This is a genomic window from Paraburkholderia caribensis (genome assembly GCF_002902945.1).
Taxonomy (GTDB): domain Bacteria; phylum Pseudomonadota; class Gammaproteobacteria; order Burkholderiales; family Burkholderiaceae; genus Paraburkholderia; species Paraburkholderia caribensis.
Window position 1 is genome coordinate 1,898,776 of sequence record NZ_CP026103.1, and the last position, 19,090, is coordinate 1,917,865.

15 protein-coding genes are annotated in these 19,090 nt (G+C 64.5%); 7 read left to right on the plus strand and 8 right to left on the minus strand.

Annotation, left to right across the window (positions count from 1 at the left end):
* The first annotated feature begins 87 nt into the window (after positions 1-87).
* From phoU to C2L66_RS38215, 7 genes are all read left to right on the plus strand, one after another.
* Entirely contained in the window at positions 88-804 is a 717-nt protein-coding gene (gene phoU, locus C2L66_RS38185; protein ID WP_054931289.1) for a phosphate signaling complex protein PhoU, read from the plus strand.
* Between the two features lie 200 nt (positions 805-1,004).
* Complete coding sequence (locus C2L66_RS38190) at positions 1,005-1,814, plus strand: class I SAM-dependent methyltransferase (protein ID WP_060609374.1); 810 nt, start codon at positions 1,005-1,007, stop codon at positions 1,812-1,814.
* 82 nt (positions 1,815-1,896) lie between these two features.
* Complete coding sequence (locus C2L66_RS38195) at positions 1,897-2,979, plus strand: ABC transporter substrate-binding protein (protein ID WP_060609376.1); 1,083 nt, start codon at positions 1,897-1,899, stop codon at positions 2,977-2,979.
* An 11-nt stretch (positions 2,980-2,990) separates the two neighbouring features.
* On the plus strand, positions 2,991-3,854 hold the full coding sequence (locus C2L66_RS38200) for an ABC transporter permease (RefSeq protein WP_225031401.1): 864 nt from the start codon (positions 2,991-2,993) through the stop codon (positions 3,852-3,854).
* 24 nt (positions 3,855-3,878) lie between these two features.
* A complete protein-coding gene (locus tag C2L66_RS38205; protein ID WP_060609383.1) occupies positions 3,879-4,772 on the plus strand; it encodes an ABC transporter permease in 894 nt (297 codons plus the stop codon).
* A gap of 23 nt (positions 4,773-4,795) precedes the next feature.
* Positions 4,796-5,653 (plus strand): ABC transporter ATP-binding protein, encoded by an 858-nt coding sequence (locus C2L66_RS38210; RefSeq protein ID WP_060609385.1) that lies wholly within the window; start codon positions 4,796-4,798, stop codon positions 5,651-5,653.
* A 37-nt stretch (positions 5,654-5,690) separates the two neighbouring features.
* Entirely contained in the window at positions 5,691-7,061 is a 1,371-nt protein-coding gene (locus C2L66_RS38215; RefSeq protein WP_060609390.1) for an LLM class flavin-dependent oxidoreductase, read from the plus strand.
* A 4-nt stretch (positions 7,062-7,065) separates the two neighbouring features.
* Here C2L66_RS38215 and C2L66_RS38220 read toward each other — a convergent pair whose 3' ends face one another.
* The 8 genes from C2L66_RS38220 to C2L66_RS38255 form a co-directional block, all read right to left on the minus strand.
* A complete protein-coding gene (locus C2L66_RS38220) occupies positions 7,066-7,647 on the minus strand; it encodes a c-type cytochrome (protein ID WP_060609393.1) in 582 nt (193 codons plus the stop codon).
* Positions 7,640-8,917, minus strand: a complete 1,278-nt coding sequence (soxC, locus tag C2L66_RS38225) for a sulfite dehydrogenase (protein WP_060609396.1) — start codon at positions 8,915-8,917, stop codon at positions 7,640-7,642. Before soxC ends, C2L66_RS38220 begins: the two co-directional genes overlap by 8 nt.
* Entirely contained in the window at positions 8,895-9,635 is a 741-nt protein-coding gene (locus C2L66_RS38230; protein WP_060609398.1) for an amino acid ABC transporter permease, read from the minus strand. The genes soxC and C2L66_RS38230 overlap by 23 nt, the downstream gene beginning before the upstream one ends.
* Positions 9,632-10,363 carry an amino acid ABC transporter permease gene (locus tag C2L66_RS38235; RefSeq protein WP_060609400.1) on the minus strand — a complete coding sequence of 244 codons (732 nt, stop codon included), beginning with the start codon at positions 10,361-10,363 and terminating at the stop codon, positions 9,632-9,634. The genes C2L66_RS38230 and C2L66_RS38235 overlap by 4 nt, the downstream gene beginning before the upstream one ends.
* A gap of 7 nt (positions 10,364-10,370) precedes the next feature.
* Positions 10,371-11,189, minus strand: a complete 819-nt coding sequence (locus C2L66_RS38240; protein WP_060609402.1) for an ABC transporter substrate-binding protein — start codon at positions 11,187-11,189, stop codon at positions 10,371-10,373.
* A gap of 162 nt (positions 11,190-11,351) precedes the next feature.
* Positions 11,352-12,854: an efflux transporter outer membrane subunit gene (locus tag C2L66_RS38245; protein WP_060609404.1), complete on the minus strand. Its 1,503-nt coding sequence runs from the start codon at positions 12,852-12,854 to the stop codon at positions 11,352-11,354.
* Entirely contained in the window at positions 12,851-15,955 is a 3,105-nt protein-coding gene (locus C2L66_RS38250) for an efflux RND transporter permease subunit (protein WP_060609406.1), read from the minus strand. The genes C2L66_RS38245 and C2L66_RS38250 overlap by 4 nt, the downstream gene beginning before the upstream one ends.
* Positions 15,956-15,958: 3 nt before the next feature.
* Complete coding sequence (locus tag C2L66_RS38255; RefSeq protein ID WP_060609408.1) at positions 15,959-19,087, minus strand: efflux RND transporter permease subunit; 3,129 nt, start codon at positions 19,085-19,087, stop codon at positions 15,959-15,961.
* Positions 19,088-19,090 lie beyond the last annotated feature (3 nt).

Below are 19,090 nucleotides of genomic sequence, written 5' to 3' on the forward strand. Positions count from 1 at the left end.
TCTGCGCCGTGGAATTCGACGTGATGCGGCGGCAAGCAGCAGTACCGCATCACGTTACATAGAGCCTGCGTGGCAAGGAGGCGCATCATGTCCGACAAGCATCTTTCCAGTCAGTTCGACGCCGCGCTCAACATGCTATCGACCAGGCTGCTGGAAATGGGCGGCGTCGTCGAACGGCAAATCACCCGCTGTCTGTCGTTGCTCGACGCCTACGACGCCGCGCTCGTCGAAGACATCCGCGCCAGTGAGCGCGAACTGAACGCGCTCGAAATCGAAATCGACGAAGAAATACACCGTGTGATCGCACGGCGGCAGCCGGCCGCACGCGATCTGCGGTTATTGATGGCCATGTCGAAGTGCGTCACCAACCTCGAACGCATGGGCGACGAAGCGCGCAAGATCTCCAAGCGCATGCGGCGCGTCGACGAACATGGCGGAACGCCGCCCATCTCGCTGGCCGAACTGAAGCAGTGCGGTGAACTGGCGTCGTCGATCCTGCATCGGGTGCTCGATGCGTTTGCGCGCATGGACGCCGCCGCCGCTGCGCAAATCGTGCGCGACGACAAGGCCATCGACGACGTGTTCCGCGCATTCGTCGAGCGGCTCGCGACGCACATGAACGAGGCGCCGCGCGCCATTACGGTCGCGCTCGAATACCTGTTCATCGCGAAGGCATTGGAGCGCATTGGCGATCACGCCAAGAACATTGCCGAATTTGTCGTGTTCGTCGTCAAGGGGCGCGATGTACGTCACATTCCGCTGCGCGAACTGGAACGCGAGGCATTGACGAACGAGGCGCATTGACCCACGTTAGCGGCGAATCGATGGATCAGGCATCCGCATTATTCACTCTTGCAGATACGCGTTCACGATAACAGCCGCATTTGCACCAGAACGTGACAGGAAAGCATCGCAGCGCATATCCATAGCTCGAATGCTTTCTTGTCGTCCCGTACTGCGTCGACAAGAATGAGCGCTCAAAGACGACCACTGCGCTCATTCCCATGTCGAAAGCACCCAGCCTGCAGCTCGATTCAGCCACGCTTGCCGACGAATACGATCGCCTCGGCACCCGCCAGTTCAATCACGGTCTGCAACTGCTCGACGCGCTCGACCTGCGCGAAGGCGAACGCGTGCTCGACATTGGCTGCGGCACGGGCCGCCTGACGGAATCGGCCGCGCAGCGCGTCGGCGCGCGCGGCGAAGTGCTCGGCATCGATCCATTGCCGCTACGCGTCGAACGCGCGCTGCAACGCGCGCAAGGCCGTTTCGCGGCGCGCGTCGGCCGCGCGGAAAACCTCGCGGAAATCGCCGACGCGCACTTCGACGTCGTCTATCTGAACAGCGTGATTCACTGGATACCGGACCAGCAAGAGGCGTTGCGCGAAGCGTGGCGCGTGCTGAAGCCCGGCGGCCGGATCGGCTTCACGACCATGCCCGCTGACGTGCCGCACGATCTGCATCGCGTGCTGCACGCGCTGATCGCCGACGACCCGGCCTCGCAGCACGCGGAGATCGGCGCGCCGAACAAGCTGACGCGCGAAAGCACGGCAACGTTGCTGGCTTCCGTGGGGTTCGAGCCCATGCTCAACGAGATTCGCGAGTTCGACGACGCATTCGACAACGTCGACGACGTGCTGTCGTTCAGCCGTGCGAGTTCCTTCGGCAATTTCCTCTCGTCGCTGCCCGATCCGCACGTTGCGCGTCTGCGCGAGCGCCTCGCCGCTGCGCTCGAATTGCATCGCGGTCCGCGTGGCCTGCAATTGACGCGCCGCATGATCTTCACCGCCGCTCGCAAACCGCTCGCGCACTAATCGCACACTCATCGCGCGGCGACGGTCCGCCTGCTTCGGCGTCCGCCCTTCATCTCTTCTTCCGTTTGCATTCGCTCATCCAATGGACAACCGATTCCGACGCACCTTCACGCTCGTGAAGTCCGTTCTGCTGGCAACCGCACTTGCCTTCACCGTGCCGCAGGCGTACGCCGATAAACCCGCCGTGATCCGCATCGGCGTCGCGCAACAAGGCGCGGGCGATCCGCCCACGTTCGGCGGTTCGCCCGCCGCGACGGTGCAGCAATTGCAACTGCTCGAAAAGGAATTCGCCGCCGACGGCATCAAGGTCGAATGGCTGTTCTTCAAGGGCGCGGGGCCCGCTGTCAACGAAGCGATCGCCGACAAATCGCTCGACTTCGCTTTTCAGGGCGATCTGCCTTCCGTGCTCGGCCGCGCCAATGGCCTGAAGACGCGCATTCTGCTCGAATCGGGCGTGCGCGTCGGCGTGAAGATCGCCGTGCCGCCCGATTCGAACGTGCAGTCGGTGAAGGACCTGAAAGGCCGGCGCGTGTCGATCTTTCGCGGCACCAATCTGCAACTCGTCGCGGACAACGTGCTCGCCGCGAACCAGCTCGACGAACGCGACCTGCGCGTGATCAATCTCGACTCGGCGAGTTCGCTGGCGGCGTTGTCGTCGAAGGGCATCGACGCGTCGGTCAACGACTATCACCTCTACAAGCTGCGCGATCAGGGCCTCGCGAAGATCATCTACGAATCGCAGACGGACGGGCCGCAATTCACGCGACAGTCGCATCTGCTCGTGCTCGACGACTTCGACCGCGCGCATCCCGACATCGTGCAGCGCGTGGTCAATTCGTTCGTCAAAGGCGCGCAATGGTCGTCCGACGAAGCGAACCGCGATGCGCTCTTCAAGCTGTGGGCGAAGAGCGGCGTCACCTACGCGTCGTGGCAGGCAGAGTTCGCCAACCAGCCTCTGAAGTCGCGCAACTCGCCGCTCGTCGATCCGTTCATCGTCGCGCGCTACAAGGCCGTGGCGAGCGACGCGCTCAGGCTGAAGCTGATCCGCCAGCCTGTCGAAGTCGACGGCTGGTTCGAGACGCGCTATCTCGACAACGCACTGCGCACCCAGTCGCTCGAACACTACTGGACGCGTTACGACGCGCAAGGCAAACCGCTGGGTTGACGGAGTCCGCGATGAGCAAGGCGATAGGCCAGTGGCCGGCCATTACGAAGCGCGCCACCTCGGATCGGGACGAGACAAGCCCGGCGTCGGAGCAGGTGCAACGGCGCGTGCGCGCGGCCGTGTGGCATCTCGCGCCATGGCTGCTGCCCGCCGCGCTGTTCGCGCTATGGAGCATCGGCTGCGCGCACGGCTGGATCGCGCCGCAAATTCTTCCGCCGCCGCAACAGGTATTCGACACGCTGTACGACCTCGCAGTCAGCGGCGATCTCGCGCGCAACACGCTGGTCAGCCTGCAGCGGGTGCTGGTCGGTTTCGGCGTCGGCGCGCTCGCGGGCTTTTTCATCGGCGCGGCATTGGGTTTGTCGCGCACCGTCGAAGCCTATGTGCTGCCCGCCTTCAATGCGCTCGTGCAGATTCCCGTACTGGGCTGGCTGCCGTTTCTGCTGTTGCTGGTCGGCGTCGGCGAGCCGTTGAAGTACATCCTGATCGCGCATGCCGCGCTCGTGCCCGTCACGTTGAGCACGATGCAAGGCGTGCGCAACACGCCCGCCGCGCTCGATGAAGTCGCACGCGTGTTCGGCTACAACCGCTTTCAGCGCGTCGTGCATGTCGTGCTGCCCGCCGCCGTGCCGACGCTCGCGACAGGCGTGCGGCTCGCGTTCACGAAGGCCTGGCTCGCGCTCGTCGTGGTCGAACTGGTCGCGTCGTCGGAAGGGCTTGGCTATCTGATCGTGTACGGCCGGCAGCTCTTTCAACTCGACCTCGTGATGGCTTCCGTGGTGATCGTCGGCGCCATCGGCTTTGCGATCAACCGCGCGCTCGATGCGCTCGAAGCCCGTTTGCGGCGCGGACAACCATCGGCATTTCGCGAGTGAATCATTCGATCGAGGACACACGTCATGCCTTCCACCCGTCCGCTTTCAGGTCTTTTTTCGCAGCGCAAATCCAGCGGCCCGCCGCCGTGCAGTTGCGACGCACCCGTCAAGCCCGAGCGTCATTCCGCACTCAAACAGCGTCTGTCCGCGTTCAACTGGCGCGGCCTCGTGCTGCCGCTCGCGGCGTTTGCGTTGTGGTGGATCGTGTCGTCGTTGCATCTCGTCAAGAGCGGCTTGCTCGTCAGCCCGGTCGATGTCGCGCGCACCGCGTGGCAGCAGATTCAGAGCGGCGCGCTGCTGCGCGCGCTGTCGGCTTCGCTTGCGCGTGAAGCGAGCGGCTTCGTGATCGGCACGGCGGGCGGCCTGCTGCTCGGCGCGGCGCTTGGCTTCTCGCGCGTCGCGACGCGCCTGATCGGTCCGACCTTCGACACCTTCAAGCAGATCTCGCTGTTCGCGTGGATACCGCTGATCTCCGTGTGGTTCGGTCTCGGCGATATGGCGAAGGTCGTGTTCCTGTCGCTGGCCGCGCTGCTGCCCGTCGCCGCGCATACGTGCGACGGCATCCACGCCGTGTCGCCGCGCTATGTGGAAGTCGCGCGCGCGTTTCGCTATTCGCGCCTGCAAATGGCGCGCTTCGTGATTCTGCCCGCCGCGCTGCCGTCGATTTTCACGGGCATCTATCTCGCCCTGATCTACTCGTGGCTCGCGACGCTCGGCGCCGAATACCTGCTGGTTGCGGGCAGCGGCATCGGCAATACGCTGATCGACGGCAGCGAGCAGTTCAGGATGGATCTCGTTCTGTTTGGCATCATCGTCGTGGGCATCACGGGCTGGGCGCTCAACGCACTGGCACGCAGCGTCGAACGGCGCGTGCTCGCGCGGCGCAATGGCGCAACGCGCGCACGCGCCGCCGCATGACATCAACATTCAGGTAACGGCATATGACGACGACAGTCTCCGAAGGCATCCGCATTCGCAACGTCAGCAAACGCTACGCGCAACAGGACGAAGCGAACGGCACGCTGCTCGTGCTCGACGACATTTCGCTCGATATCGCGCAGGGCGAATTCGTCAGCGTGCTCGGCGCCAGCGGTTGCGGCAAGTCGACGCTGCTTCGGCTCGTCGCAGGGCTGGACCGCGACTTTCGCGGCGATATCAGCGTGGACGGCGAACGCGTGCGCGATACGTCGCTCGAGCGCGGCATCGTGTTCCAGGATCACCGGCTGTTCCCGTGGCTCACGGCCTCGCAGAACATTCTCGCCGCGTTGCGCAACGCACCGCTTACCACGCAGCAGAAGCGCGACGCCGTCGCCGAGCATGTTGCGCTGGTGGGCCTCGAAGGCTTCGAGCATGCGTATCCGCATCAGTTGTCGGGCGGGATGGCGCAGCGCGTCGCGATTGCCCGAGGACTCGTGAACCGGCCGCGCGTGCTATTGCTCGACGAACCGTTCGGCGCACTCGATGCGTTGACGCGCGGCCGCCTGCAAAACGAATTGCAGCGCATCTGGCAACACGAACGGATCACGATGATTCTCGTCACGCACGACGTCGACGAAGCGATCTATCTCGGCGACCGCGTCGTGACGATGGCGCCGCGCCCCGGCCGCGTGAAGCGCATCGCTCACGTCGATCTGCCGCGCCCGCGCGAGCGCAGCGATGCGCGCTTCGTGCGGCTGCGCGAGCAGATTCTCGCCGACTTCACCGACCAGCCCGCGCCCGCCGATCACGACACGCCTGCCAACGGCCTGCGCGCGAACACGCCTGAGCCGCGCATCACGGAATGGCGCCTTGCGTGGTGAAGCCCGATTTCTTTCGACGTCGATCAAGGAAACTACAGTGAGCGAAGCACGACAACACCAGCGACAGATCAGCCTCGGCGCGTTCCTGATGGAGACGGGACATCACATCGCCGCATGGCGCCACCCCGACACGCACGCGACGGGCGGCCTCGACTTCGCGCACTACGCGCAGCTTGCGCAGATCGCCGAACGCGCGAAGTTCGACGCGATCTTTTTCGCCGACAGCGTCAGCGTGCGCGACACGCACCTGCCTTCGCTGTCGCGCACGGCCCGCGCCGATCACTTCGAGCCGCTGACGCTGCTGTCCGCGCTCTCCGTCGTGACTTCGCATATTGGTCTCGTCGCCACGGTATCCACGACGTTCAACGAGCCGTACAACGTCGCGCGCAAGTTCGCGTCCCTGGATCATCTGAGCGGCGGTCGCTCCGGCTGGAATCTCGTCACGTCCAGCACGGAGACGGAAGCGCACAACTTCGGCTTCGACAGACATCCCGACCACGCGCTGCGCTACGAGCGCGCGAAGGAATTCCACGACGTGGTGACGGGCCTGTGGGATAGCTGGGACGACGACGCGTTCCTGCGCGACAAGGCGAGCGGCGTCTACTTCGATCCCGGCAAGGTGCACGTGCTCGACTATCGCGGCAAGCATTTCAAGGTGCGCGGGCCGTTGAACGTCGCACGCTCGCCGCAGGGACGGCCCGTCGTGATTCAGGCGGGCGCATCCGATGCGGGCAAGGAACTCGCTGCGCAAACGGCCGAAGTGATCTTCGTCGCGCATCAGACACTCGACGAAGCGAAGCATTTCTATCGCGACGTGAAAGGGCGGCTCGCGCGCTATGGACGCGAGCCGGAGCATCTGAAGATCATGCCCGGCATCTTTCCTGTTGTCGGCAGGACGCAGCAGGAAGCGCAAGACAAGTTCGACGCGTTGCAGGACCTGATTCATCCGGTTGTCGGCTTGCAGTTGCTGTCGAACATGTCGGGCGGTGTCGATCTGTCGAAGTACGACGTCGACGGGCCTGTGCCGGAACTGCCGGAAACCAATGGCGGCAAGAGCCGGCAACGGCTTCTGCTCGACCTCGCGCGCCGCGACAATCTGTCGATACGCCAGCTCTATCTGCGCATCGCGGGCGCGCGCGGACATCAGCAGGTGATCGGCACGCCGCAGAGCATCGCGGATCAGTTGCAGCAATGGTTCGAAGAGGAAGGCGCCGACGGCTTCAACATCATGTCGCCGTGGCTGCCCGGCGGACTGAGCGAGTTTGCCGAACTGGTCGTACCCGAGTTGCAGCGGCGCGGACTGTTTCGCACCGAGTACGCGGGCCGCACGCTGCGCGATCATCTGGGACTGCCGCGTCCGGAGAACCCGTTCTCGGCCCAACCCGCGCAACTCGCGCAGACGGCTTGAGCAACTAGAGACGGCCCGGTCGCGGATCAGGTACAAAACCATCGCGATTGGGCATGCGAACCGATGCCAGCGAATGCGCATCGAGACGCGCATCGTCGGACACGATGCCGTTCTGGTTCAGAATCCACGCGCTCACCGCATAGACTTCATCGGCGCTGAGCGATTGCGGCGCGTTGTACGGCATCGCGCGGCGGATGTAGTCGAACAGCGTCGTCGCATACGGCCAGTAGCTGCCTACCGTGCGCTTCGGGTTCGCCGAGGTAAGCGTGCCCTGCCCGCCAATCAGCTGGTCGCCGATCAGCCCTTCCCCCTTCGCACCGTGGCACGCGGCGCATTTGGCCGCGAACACTTTGCCGCCCATCGCGACGTCGCCGCTGCCGGGAGGCAGACCGTGGCCATCGGGCGCGACGTCGATATTCCATGCGGCGATATCGGCGTCGCTGACAGGCGTGCCGATCGCATCGGCGGATTTGCGCAGATCGGCGTTCAACGCTGGCCGTTGCGCATCATGCGAGGCCGTCAACGAAGTCGAGCACGCGGCCAGCGACGCGCACAGCAAAGACGCCCGAAACATGGACTTAAGCATTTTTCACGCTTCCGTCGGCGCCGATGCGCCATTGGTGAATGCCGTTGTAGTGATAGTTCGAGTTCAATCCGCGCGCCTGCACGAGCGCCTCGCGCGTTGGCTGCACATAGCCGGTCGAATCGGTGGCGCGCGACAGAATCGCCGTTGGCTCGCCGTTCCAGACCCAGCCCGATTGAAAGCGCGTCAACGCGCGATCCCGCGGCGTGCCGTCGAGCGCCGCGTCCTGCCACGTCTTGCCGCCATCCGTCGATACTTCGACCCGGCGAATCGCGCCGCGTCCCGACCACGCGAGACCGACAATCGGATAAAAGCCGTGCACCGTCAGCTTTTGCCCTGACGACGGCCGCGTAATCACCGACTTCGCATCCATTTCGAACACGAACTGCCGCGCACGCCCATCCGGCAATAGCCCCGTGTATTTGGACGTTTCCTCGCGCGTCTCCAGCGGCGCATCGACTATCTTCAACCGCCGCAGCCACTTTACGTTCGTGTTGCCTTCGAAGCCCGGCACGAGTAGCCGCAGCGGATAGCCATTCTCGGGCCGCAGACGCTCGCCGTTTTGCGCGTAGACGACGAGCGCCCGGTCGAGAATCCGGTCGAGCGGCAGGCTGCGCGTCATCGCGGCGGCGTCGGCGCCTTCGGCAAGCAGCCATTTCGGCGCGCGGCCGTCCTGCGCGGCGGCAAGTCCGCCCGTCGCTTCAAGCAAGGTCGAAAGACGCACGCCCGTCCATTCGCAACAGGACAGCAGCCCGTGCGTGATCTGCACAGGCAGGCCGCTCGGGCCTTTCCATTCGCTCCCCGTGTTGCCCGAGCATTCCAGGAAATGAATGCGCGACTCGGACGGCAGACGCAGCAGATCGTCCATCGTAAAGAGCTTCGGCTCACGCACCAGGCCATGCACGACGAGACGATGCGCGTCCGGGTCGATATCCGGCACGCCAGAATGATGACGCTCGTACACGAGCCCGTTCGGCGTGATCGTGCCGTGCAGGTCGGCGAGCGGCGTGAGGGAAGAGGCTGCGCCCGGCATCGGCCATGCGCGCGCCGCGCGGCGCACCACGTTCGCTTCGCGCGGCGACGGCTGCCCATACGGATGATCGAGGATGGGCGCGCCAGGCGTTTGCGTCCACGGATCGACGTTCAGCGGGCGCAACAGCGTCGCCGCCTGCACGCCGGGCGCGACCAGCGCGGAAAGCGCCAGCCCGCCGAGCATCCGGCGACGCGGTAACACGGGAGCGGTCTTGGGTTCAGGAATCGGCGGATTGGACATGGGAGAACCGGGTGATTCGCGAGTGCGCGCGGGCGGCATTGCGGCGCCGCCCGGCGTCGAGGAGGCGCGTTGCGAAAAATTGCAGCGCGGAACACAGCAGCAGATAAACCAGACCGACGAACAGGAATATCTGCACGGGATAAACCATCAGCCGGTTATTGACCTGATTGGCGAGAAACGTGAACTCAGGCACGCCGACGATATACGCAAGCGACGTGTCCTTGATCAGCGACACCCACTGGTTCACGAACGACGGCGTCATGATCCGCACGGCCTGCGGCAACAGCACATGGCGCAAGGCCTGCCAGCGCGTCAGGCCCAGCGACAGGGCCGCCTGCTCCTGCCCCGCGCGGACGGCGGCAATGCCTGCCTGCACCGAATGCGACAGGTACGCGCCGCCGATCAGCGCCAGTGCGCACACAACGGTTGCGAGTCCGGGCACGTCGATGTGCAGCAGCATCGGCATCAGAAAGAACGTCCAGAAGATCAGCATCAGGACGGGAATCGCGCGGAAAAAGCCGACCACTGCAGTGAGCGCGAGATGCGCCGCGCCGCGCGTCATCGACAGTGCAATGCCGCCCGCCAGCCCGACGATAGCGGACAGCAACGCCGACACCACTGACATCACCAGCGTCAACGCCGCCCCGCCGAGCGGGCCATTCGGAAACGTGCCGAGCAACAGATAGCGCAGTGTGGGCAGCCAGTCGATTGCGCTCATGCTGCGCCTCGCTGCCACGCGTGCGCGCTGCGGCGCTTCCAGAGGAGCAAGCCGACTTCGATCGCCGCGATGGTCGCGATATAGAGGACGGTCGCGGCGCCGAACGCCTGGAAAGTCTTGAACGTTTCCGTATCGACTTGCCGCGACGTGTACGACAGTTCCGCGAGACCGATTGCCATCGTCAGCGACGAGTTCTTCACGATGTTCATGTATTGCCCCGCAAGCGGCGGCGTCGCGATGCGGATCGCCTGCGGCAGGATCACGTAGCGAAACGTGCCGAGCGGCGTCAGTCCCAATGCGGCGGCCGCCTGGTACTGCCCCGCCTTGACGCCGCGCATTCCCGCGCGAAACTCTTCACCCACGAACGTCGTCGCGTAGCACGTCAGCCCGATCCAGCCCGCGACGAACTCGAACGGCGGCCAGGCAAGCGTGAAGCGCCACAAGGAAAGCGTGTGCGGCGTGTTGAGCCATTCCATCCAGCTTTGGGGAAGCAGCGTCGCCGCACCGAAGTACCAGAACAGCAGCTGCACCAGCAACGGCGAGTTGCGGAAGACGAGCACATACAGCGCAGCAAGGCGCGCAGCGAAGCCGCTACGCGCATCGCGCGCAATCGCAAGCGCGAAGCCCAGCACCGTTGCCGACACGATCACGCATGCCGACAACAGCAAGGCCATCTCGAAGCCGTGCGCGAGCCACCCGACGTACTTCGGTTCCAGCCAGCTGTTCATGCGCCGTTCAGCTCTTCTGCGGATCGCCGATCCTGAACAGACGCGGCAACGGCGCGCGGCTGGCCGGGCCGAACCACTGATCGTAGATCTTGCCCGCCGTGCCGTTCGCTTCGAGTCCCTTGAGCGTGTCATCGACCACGTTCAACAGACGCGTCTCGCCCTTCGGCACGCCCACGCCTTCGTAGTCGTTGGAAATCGTGAACGGCGAGATTTCGTAATTCGCCTTGTCCGGCACGTTCGCCAGCAGCGCAACGAGCTTCGGCCCGTCTTGCGTGATCGCCTGCACGTTGCCCGTGCGCAGCGCGGCGAATGCGAACGGCGTGTCGTCGTAGGCGACGATGGTCGCGCCCGGGAACTGCGCGCGAACCTGTTGCTCGTTCGTGGTGCCCTTATCGGCGCCGACGCGCAGGCTGTTCAGTTGCTGCGGCGTTTTCAGCACGCCCTTCTTCGCGATGAACTGCGTGCCCGATGCGAAATACGGCGTGCTGAAATCGACTTCTTTCTTGCGCTCGTCGGTGATCGTGAAGTTCGCGAACACCAGATCGACCTTGCCCGACTTCAGGAACGCAATGCGGTTGGCAGGATTGGTCGGCTGGATTTCGAGCTTCACGCCGAGTTTGTCCGCGACGGCGCGCGCGTAATCGACATCGAGTCCAACAATCTGATTGTTCTTCGGATCGACGAAGCCAAACGGCGGATTGCTGTCGAACGTCGCGACGCGCAGCACGCCTGCCTTCTTGATGTCGTCGAGACGGTCGGCGTGGGCCGCACTGGAAGCGGCGAGCATCAACCCCATGATGACAGCGCCAGCGAATCGGATTTTCATGGTAAAGACCTTCTGATAGTTATGCGTGTAGCGGCGTGCAACGGCTCATCGCCGCTATCGATGATGAGCCGCGACTGTAGCAACGCCCGCGCGCGCGACGAACCAATAAATCGTCACGAGCAAAGCCGTACACGTCATATGCGCCGTTTCCGGCGCCCGTCGCTATTCAGAAGGTGCCTTTGCGGTTTTGAGCGTCCCCACGTCGCCGTCCCAGCCGCCGCCCAATGCTTTCACCAGCATGACGGCGTTCTGTAGCGCACTGCTGCTGTAATCGAGCGCGATCTTGCGGTCCTGTACTTGCGTCAATTGCGTATCGAGCACATCGATGCGGCTCGACGTCCCCGCCGCGAAATTGCGCTGCTGGCTGGCCGCGAGTTCGCCGCTGCGCTGCGCGACCTCGTTCGATGCCGCCGCCTGGCGCGTTGCGATCTGCACTGCGCTCAGATAGTCTTCGACGTCCTGGAACCCGCCCAGCACCGTCTGTCGGTAAGCGGCGACTTCCTGGTCGTAATTGGCGCGCGCGGCGCGGACCGATGCGCTCGTCGCGCCCGCGTCGAAGACCTTTTGCGCGACGTCGAATCCGAGCGACCAAAACCGGGTCGGCAGCGAGATCAGATGCGCGAGCGAGGTGCCGCTCCAGCCGCCGTCGGCGGAAAGCGTGATAGTCGGAAAATAGCCCGCCTTCGCCACGCCGATCTTCGCGTTGTACTGCGCGACCGTGCGCTCGGCCTGCACGACATCCGGCCGCCGCTGCAACAAGGCGGACGGCAGCGAAACGGGCAGCGCGGGCAGGTCGAACCGGTAGTCCGCCTGAACCGGCAACGAAAACGCCGCAGGCGCTTCGCCGACCAGCACGGCAATCGCATGTTCATACTGACGGCGCGTGAGTTGCGCGCTCGCGATGCTTTCGTCGATCGCTTGCAGCGTGTTGTGTGCGGTGCGCACATCGTCATACGACGACACGCCGTGCTTATACTTCGCTTCCGTCAGCGCCAGCAGTTCCGCGTCGATGCGGCGTTCCTGGTCGAGGATCGCGAGATCGGCGTCGGCGGCCCGCACGGTGAAATAGTCGACGGCCAGCGTCGCGAGCACGCTCAGGCGTTCGCCTGCCAGTTGCGCATCCGAAGCCTGGGCGCTCGCCTCGCTCGCTTCCACGGAGCGTCGCACGCTGCCCCACAAATCCGGCTCCCAGCTGGCCTCCAGTTCCGCCGACACGCTCTTCGACGCATAGCTGCTGACGGTTCCGCTCGACGACAGCTGGGTCGTGCTGCCGCTGCCCGAGCGCGTGCCCGAGCCCGCGAAGGAAACGGTCGGAAACAGACTCGCGCGCGCCGACGCCACCTGCGCGCGCGCGGAGCGATAGGCGGCTTCATACTGCGCGAGCGTCTGGTTCGCCTTCAATGCGCGCTCGCACAGATCGTCGAGCGTCTGGTCGCCGAACATCGTCCACCAGCGGCTGTCGAGCGAGGCCGCCGGATCGGGCTGCGCCTGTTGCCAGATTCCGTTCGCGTCGGGGCTGCTCATTTCCTTGAAGGCGGCGGGCACGGCAACGTCGGGCTTTTTGTAGTCGGGACCGACCGCGCAGCCGGCGCACAGTGCGGCAATGGCGGCAGCCACGATCGTTCGATGCGCACGCCGCATCGTGCGCGTTGCTCTGTCCATCATGATGGGTTTCCGTTACGTGAGGCGCGCCGGCCGTTGAAGCGGTCGAGCCAGAGGTAGATCACGGGCGTCGTGAAGAGCGTCAGCAACTGGCTGACCATCAGGCCGCCGAAAATCGCGACGCCGAGCGGATGACGAAACTCATGCCCATAGCCCGAACTGACGATCAGCGGCACCGCGCCGAACAGCGCGGCGAGCGTCGTCATCATGATCGGCCGGAAGCGCGTGAGGCACGCCTGATAGATCGACTCTTCCGCGCTCGCGCCTTGTTCCCGTTCGTACGTGACGGCGAAATCGACCATCATGATCGCGTTCTTCTTCACAATGCCGATCAGCAGCACGATGCCGATCAAGGCGATGATTGTCAGCTCGTAGCCGCATACGTAGAGAGCGATGAGGGCGCCCAGGCCCGCTGAAGGCAGCGTCGAGAGAATCGTCAGCGGATGAACGAGGTTCTCGTACAGAATGCCGAGCGCGATATACACGGCAATCAGCGCGCCGATGATCAGCAGCAGTTCGCTGCCGCCCGACTGCTGCATCATCGCGCCCTGCCCCGCGAAGGCGGGCAAGATCGTGTTCGGCAGATTCAGCGACGCGACGGCCGACTGGATGGCGGCATTGGCATCGCTCATCGTCACGCCTTCGCGCAGGTTGTACGACAGCGTGACAGCGGGAAACTGGTTGTCGTGCGCAATGGTGACGGGCGCGTGCGACAGCGTGCGCGTGGCGAGCGCGGACAAGGGCACGAGCGTTGCGCTGGTTGACGAAGACGCGCTGGCCGTCGCGGCGGTGCTGGTCGCGTTCGTGGCAGGCACGTACAGCGTGTCCAGCGTCTTCGGGTCTTGCCAGTACTGCGGCGCGACTTCCATCACCACGTGATACTGGTTGGCCGGGCCGTAGATCGTCGCGATCTGACGCTGGCTGAACGCATCGTTCAACGCATCGTCGACTGCTTCGAACGGCACGCCGAGACGCGCCGCCGCGTCGCGATTCACCTGCAGCATCATCGAAAGACTCGCGCTCTGCACATCGGCGTTCACGTCGCGCAGTTGCGGCAACGAGCGCAGCTTTGCTTCGATGCGCGGCATCCAGGTATCCAGTTCGTCCTGATTCTCCGCCGTGACCGTGTACTGGAACTGAGCCGAGCTTTGCCGCGCGCCGAACATCAGATCCTGCGCGGATTGCATCAACAAGCGCACGCCGGGAATGTCGGCCGTGCGGCGGCTCAGGTCGGCGATCACCTGATCGGCGCTGTGCTTGCGCTCCGACAGCGGCTTGAGCGTAACAAACATCATGCTGTTGCTCACCGCATTGCGGCCGCCGACGTAGCCCGACACCGATTGCACATCCGGGTTCTGCAGGATGCGCCTGTTGATCTCGTCGAACTTCTGCTTCATCGCCTGGAACGAGATGCTCTGCGACGCCTGAACATTGCCCATCAGCCGCCCCGTGTCCTCAATCGGGAAAAAGCCCTTCGGCATGACGGCAACCACGCCGACATTGGCAAACAGCAACAACACGGTGACGGCAAGCATCGTCTTCGGATGACGCAGCGCCCAGCGCAGACTGCGCCCATATGCGCGTTCCACACGCGGCCCCAGCGCGCCTTCACGCGGCTGGTGCGGCACAGGGCGCAACAATAGACGCCCGAGCGTCGGCGCGAGCGTCAGTGAAATGACCATTGAAATCAGGATCGCAATGGCAAGCGACACCGAAAACTCGCGGAACAGCCGCCCAACCAGACCGCTCATCATAATGAGCGGCAGAAACACGACCACCAGAGATACACTGATCGTCAGCACCGTGAAGCCGACTTCGCGGGTGCCGTCGAGCGCGGCGGCAAGCGGCGACTTGCCCTGATCCAGATGCCGCATGATGTTTTCGACGACCACGATCGCGTCGTCGACCACGAAGCCCGTCGAGATCGTCAGCGCCATCAGCGACAGGTTGTTCAGGCTGTAGCCGAGGAAATACATCGCGGTGAACGTGCCCGCGAGCGCGAGCGGCACCGTGATGGCGGGAATCAGCGTGCTGCGCCAGTCGCGGAAAAACGCGTATGAGACGGCCGTCACCAGCAGCACGGCCGCCAGCAGCGAGACTTCGACATCGAACACCGATGAACGGATCGTCTGCGTGCCGTCCAGCACGACGTTCAGCTTGACCGTCGACGGCAGGCTCGCGGCGAGTTGCGGCAGCGTGGCGCGAATCGCGTCGACGGTCTCGATCACGTTCGCGTTCGGCTGCTTCGAGACGATCAGCAGCACCGCCGGCTTGCCGTTCGCGAGGCCGTAGTTGCGCAGGTCTTCCGTCGACTTCACCACTTGCGCGACATCCGTGACATGCACCACCGTGCCGTCGTGCGTGCGGATCACGAGCGGCTTGTAGTCGGCGGGTTCCATGAGCTGATCGTTCGCGCCCAGCACATAGTGCTGGCCGTTCATGCTGACGGCGCCCTTCGGCAGATCGACGGTGGCGTTCGCCAATGCGGTGCGCACGGAGTCGAGCGCGATGCCGTATCGGCTCAACTGATCGGGGTTCAGTTCGACGCGCACCGCGGGCAGCGCGCCGCCGCCCACGGTCACATCGCCGACGCCCTCCACCTGCAGCAGCTTCTGTTGCAGCACCGAAGAAGCGTAGTCGTACATCTGCCCGACGCCCACCGTATCCGACGTCAGCCCGACGATCAACACGGGCGCGGCGGCGGGATTCATCTTGCGATAGGTCGGCGTTTGCGTGAGCGTCGTGGGCAGATTGCTGCGCGCGGCGTTGATGGCCGCCTGCACGTCGCGCGCGGCGCCGTCGATGTCGCGGTTCAGATCGAACTGCAACACGATCTGCGACGAGCCCGACGAGCTTTGCGAGGTCATCTGCGTGAGGCCCGCAATCGAGCCGAACGCGCGTTCGAGCGGCGCCGTCACGGTCTTGGCAACCGTGTCGGGATTCGCGCCCGACAACGTCGCGCTGACCATCACGACAGGAAAGTCCACCGACGGCAACGCCGCGACGGGCAGCAGCCGGAACGCGACGATGCCGAACAGCGCGAGACCGATCGCAAGCAGCATCGTGCCGACGGGACGGCGAATGAACGGAGCGGACAGATTCATGCTTCAGCTCGCGTTCGCATCGCTGGACGGCGTGATCGCGGCGCGCGTCGCGAGACGATGCAGCGCGAGGAAGATCACGGGCGTCGAGAACAGCGTAAGCAACTGGCTCACCGCCAGCCCGCCGATGATCGCGATGCCGAGCGGCTGCCGCAATTCGTGGCCCATGCCCGTGCCGAGCGCGAGCGGCAGCGCGCCGAACAGCGACGCGCAGGTCGTCATCAGGATCGGCCGGAAGCGCAGTTCGCACGCGCGGCGCATCGCATCATGCGCGGTGAGGCCGAGCGTGCGTTCCTGTTCGAGCGCGAAGTCGACCATCATGATCGCGTTCTTCATCACGATGCCGACCAGCAGCACGATGCCGATCAAACCGATGATGTCCAGCTCGCCGCCGCAGAACAACAGCGCCGCGAGCGCGCCGCACGCGGCGGAAGGCAGCGTCGAGAGTATCGTCAGCGGATGGATCAGGCTTTCGTACAGAATGCCGAGCAGGATATACACGGCGATCAGCGCGCCCACCAGCAACAAGGCTTCATTGCCGAGCGACGTGCTGTAAAGCTGCGCCGCGCCTTCGAAGTTCATCTGCACGCTGGCGGGCGGTTTCAGCTTCGCCTCGATCGCTTCGATACGGTCGATGGCCGTGCCGAGCGTCACGCCATCCGCGAGATTGAACGAGACGTCCGCGTACGGGAACTGTGCTTGCCGTTGAATCGTCAGAGGCGCAGCGCCGACGGCAGCCGTTGCGATGCTCGACAGCGGCGAGAGCGATGACGATGTGCTGGTCGAGGACGAGGTGGAAGAAGCAGTCGATGAAGCGCTAGTCGTGCCCACATACAAACCGTCGAGCAACGCCAGCGGCGACTCGCCGACCAGCCGCACGTCCGCGCCCAGCGTCACGTGATACTGGTTCACGTGCGTATAGATAGTCGAAATCTGCCTGTCGCCGAATGCGTCGTACAGCGCGTTGTCGATGTCCTGTGCGGTGAGGCCGAGCCGCGACGCTGTCGCGCGGTCGAAGTCGAACTTCAGCACGTTGCCCTGCTGTTGCGCCTGGCTTTGCACGTCGGTGAACATCGGATCGGCGCGCAAGGCGGCGAGCAAACGTTGCGTCCAATCGTCGAGTTCGGCGCGGTCGGTCGCCTGCACGCCGACGCGATAGCTGTTCGCGTTGATCTGATCGTCGAGCGTCAGGTCCTGCACGGGATGCAGATAGAGCTTGAGGTCCGCGCGCTGCGCCGCGTCCTGCGTGAGCCGTTGAATCACGGCGCGGCTCGAATCGCCGTCCTTCAGGCTGATGAGCATGCGGCCCTGGTTGATGGTCGGGTTGTTCTGGTCGATGCCGACGAAGGACGACACATTGGCCACCGCGCTATCGCTTGCGACGCGGCCGGCCAGCGTGCGCGTCGATGCCGCCATCCGCTCGAACGACGCGCGCGGCGAACCCAGCGAAATCCCTTCGATCAAGCCCGTGTCCTGCATCGGGAACAAGCCCTTCGGCAGCACCACGAACAACACGACGGTCAGCAGCGTGCTGACGGCAACCATCACAAGCACCGTCAGGCGATGCACGAACGCCCAGTCGAGCGCGCGCAGATAGCCGCGATTCAAACGCGCGAGCCAGTCCTTTGCGGCCGCGTCGCTGTCGCTCGCCGCTTGATCGGCGCGCAACATGCGGGCGGCCATCATCGGTGTGAGCGTCAGCGAGACCCAGGCGGAGATCACGATCGCAATCGCCAAGGTCAGCGCAAACTCGCGGAACAACCGGCCAATCACATCGGGCATGAAGAACAACGGAATCAGCACGGCGACGAGCGCCACCGAGATCGACAGAATCGTGAAGCCGATCTGCCGTGCGCCTTTCAGCGCAGCGTCCAAAGGCGTCTCGCCGTTCTCGATGTGGCGCATCACGTTTTCGAGCATCACGATTGCGTCGTCGACCACGAAGCCCGTCGCCACGGTCAGCGCCATCAGCGTGAGGTTGTTGACGGAGAAGCCGAGCGCGTAAATGCCCGCCACCGTGCCGACCAGCGCGAACGGCACGGTCACGGCGGGAATCAGCGTGAATTCGAGCCGCCGCAGGAACACGAACACGACCATCACGACGAGCGCGATCGCCGCAGCCAGTTCCATCTTCACGTCATGCACGGAAGCGCGGATGGTCTGCGTGCGGTCGCTGAGCACGCTGATCTTCACGGTCGCGGGCAGCGACGCGCGCAGTTGCGGCAACAGCGCTTCAATCGCGTCCACGACTTCGATGACGTTCGCGCCCGGCTGCCGCTGCACGTTGATGATGATTGCGGGCGTCGCGCCGCTCCATGCAGCCTGGCGCGGATTTTCGGCCGTCTCCGAAATCTTCGCGACATCCGCGAGACGCACGGGCGCGCCGTTGCGATACGAGAGCACGAGGTCCTGGTAATCGGCAGCGGACGTGAGCTGGTCGTTCGCGTCGATCGTGAAGGCCTGCAGCGGACCGTCGATCGTCCCTTTCGCGCTGTTCACGTTGGCGTCGCCGACTGCCGTGCGCACGTCTTCGAGCGACAAACCCATCGCGTTCAAAGCCCGCGTATCCGTCTGCACGCGCACGGCAGGCCGCGCGCCGCCCGACAGCGTGACGAGCCCGACGCCCGACACCTGCGAGAGCTTTTGCGCAATGCGCGTATCCGTCAGGTCTTCGACACGCGTGAGCGGCAACGCATCGGACGTGACGGCGAGCGTCAGCACGGCTGTATCGGCGGGATTGACCTTGCTGTAGACGGGCGGATACGGCAGGTTGGTCGGCAGCGTGCTGTTCGCACTGTTGATCGCGGCCTGCACTTCCTGCTCGGCTTCGTCGAGATTCGTCGAGGTCTGAAACTGCAACGTGACGAGCGACACGCCGAGCGAACTCGTCGAGTTCATGCGCTTGAGCCCCGCCATCTGCCCGAACTGCTTTTCGAGCGGCGCGGTGACGGACGTGCTGATCACATCGGGCGATGCACCGGGATACTGGGTGTAGACCTGAATGGTCGGATAGTCGATTTCGGGCAACGCCGAAACCGGCATCAGCCGGTAGGCGATCAGGCCGATCAGCAGCAGGGCAAGCGTCATCAGGCCCGTCGCGACAGGACGGCGGATGAACGGGCGGGAAATATCCATCGG

Excerpts from the sequence above, each read along its gene's own strand:
- C2L66_RS38210 (WP_060609385.1), top strand. The coding sequence starts at position 4,796 with ATGACGACGACAGTCTCCGAAGGCATCCGCATTCGCAACGTCAGCAAA.
- C2L66_RS38200 (WP_225031401.1), top strand. The coding sequence starts at position 2,991 with ATGAGCAAGGCGATAGGCCAGTGGCCGGCCATTACGAAGCGCGCCACC.
- C2L66_RS38250 (WP_060609406.1), bottom strand. The coding sequence starts at position 15,955 with ATGAATCTGTCCGCTCCGTTCATTCGCCGTCCCGTCGGCACGATGCTG.
- C2L66_RS38245 (WP_060609404.1), bottom strand. The coding sequence starts at position 12,854 with ATGATGGACAGAGCAACGCGCACGATGCGGCGTGCGCATCGAACGATC.
- C2L66_RS38240 (WP_060609402.1), bottom strand. The coding sequence starts at position 11,189 with ATGAAAATCCGATTCGCTGGCGCTGTCATCATGGGGTTGATGCTCGCC.
- C2L66_RS38220 (WP_060609393.1), bottom strand. The coding sequence starts at position 7,647 with ATGCTTAAGTCCATGTTTCGGGCGTCTTTGCTGTGCGCGTCGCTGGCC.
- soxC (WP_060609396.1), bottom strand. The coding sequence starts at position 8,917 with ATGTCCAATCCGCCGATTCCTGAACCCAAGACCGCTCCCGTGTTACCG.
- C2L66_RS38190 (WP_060609374.1), top strand. The coding sequence starts at position 1,005 with ATGTCGAAAGCACCCAGCCTGCAGCTCGATTCAGCCACGCTTGCCGAC.
- C2L66_RS38230 (WP_060609398.1), bottom strand. The coding sequence starts at position 9,635 with ATGAGCGCAATCGACTGGCTGCCCACACTGCGCTATCTGTTGCTCGGC.
- phoU (WP_054931289.1), top strand. The coding sequence starts at position 88 with ATGTCCGACAAGCATCTTTCCAGTCAGTTCGACGCCGCGCTCAACATG.
- C2L66_RS38255 (WP_060609408.1), bottom strand. The coding sequence starts at position 19,087 with ATGGATATTTCCCGCCCGTTCATCCGCCGTCCTGTCGCGACGGGCCTG.
- C2L66_RS38235 (WP_060609400.1), bottom strand. The coding sequence starts at position 10,363 with ATGAACAGCTGGCTGGAACCGAAGTACGTCGGGTGGCTCGCGCACGGC.
- C2L66_RS38195 (WP_060609376.1), top strand. The coding sequence starts at position 1,897 with ATGGACAACCGATTCCGACGCACCTTCACGCTCGTGAAGTCCGTTCTG.
- C2L66_RS38205 (WP_060609383.1), top strand. The coding sequence starts at position 3,879 with ATGCCTTCCACCCGTCCGCTTTCAGGTCTTTTTTCGCAGCGCAAATCC.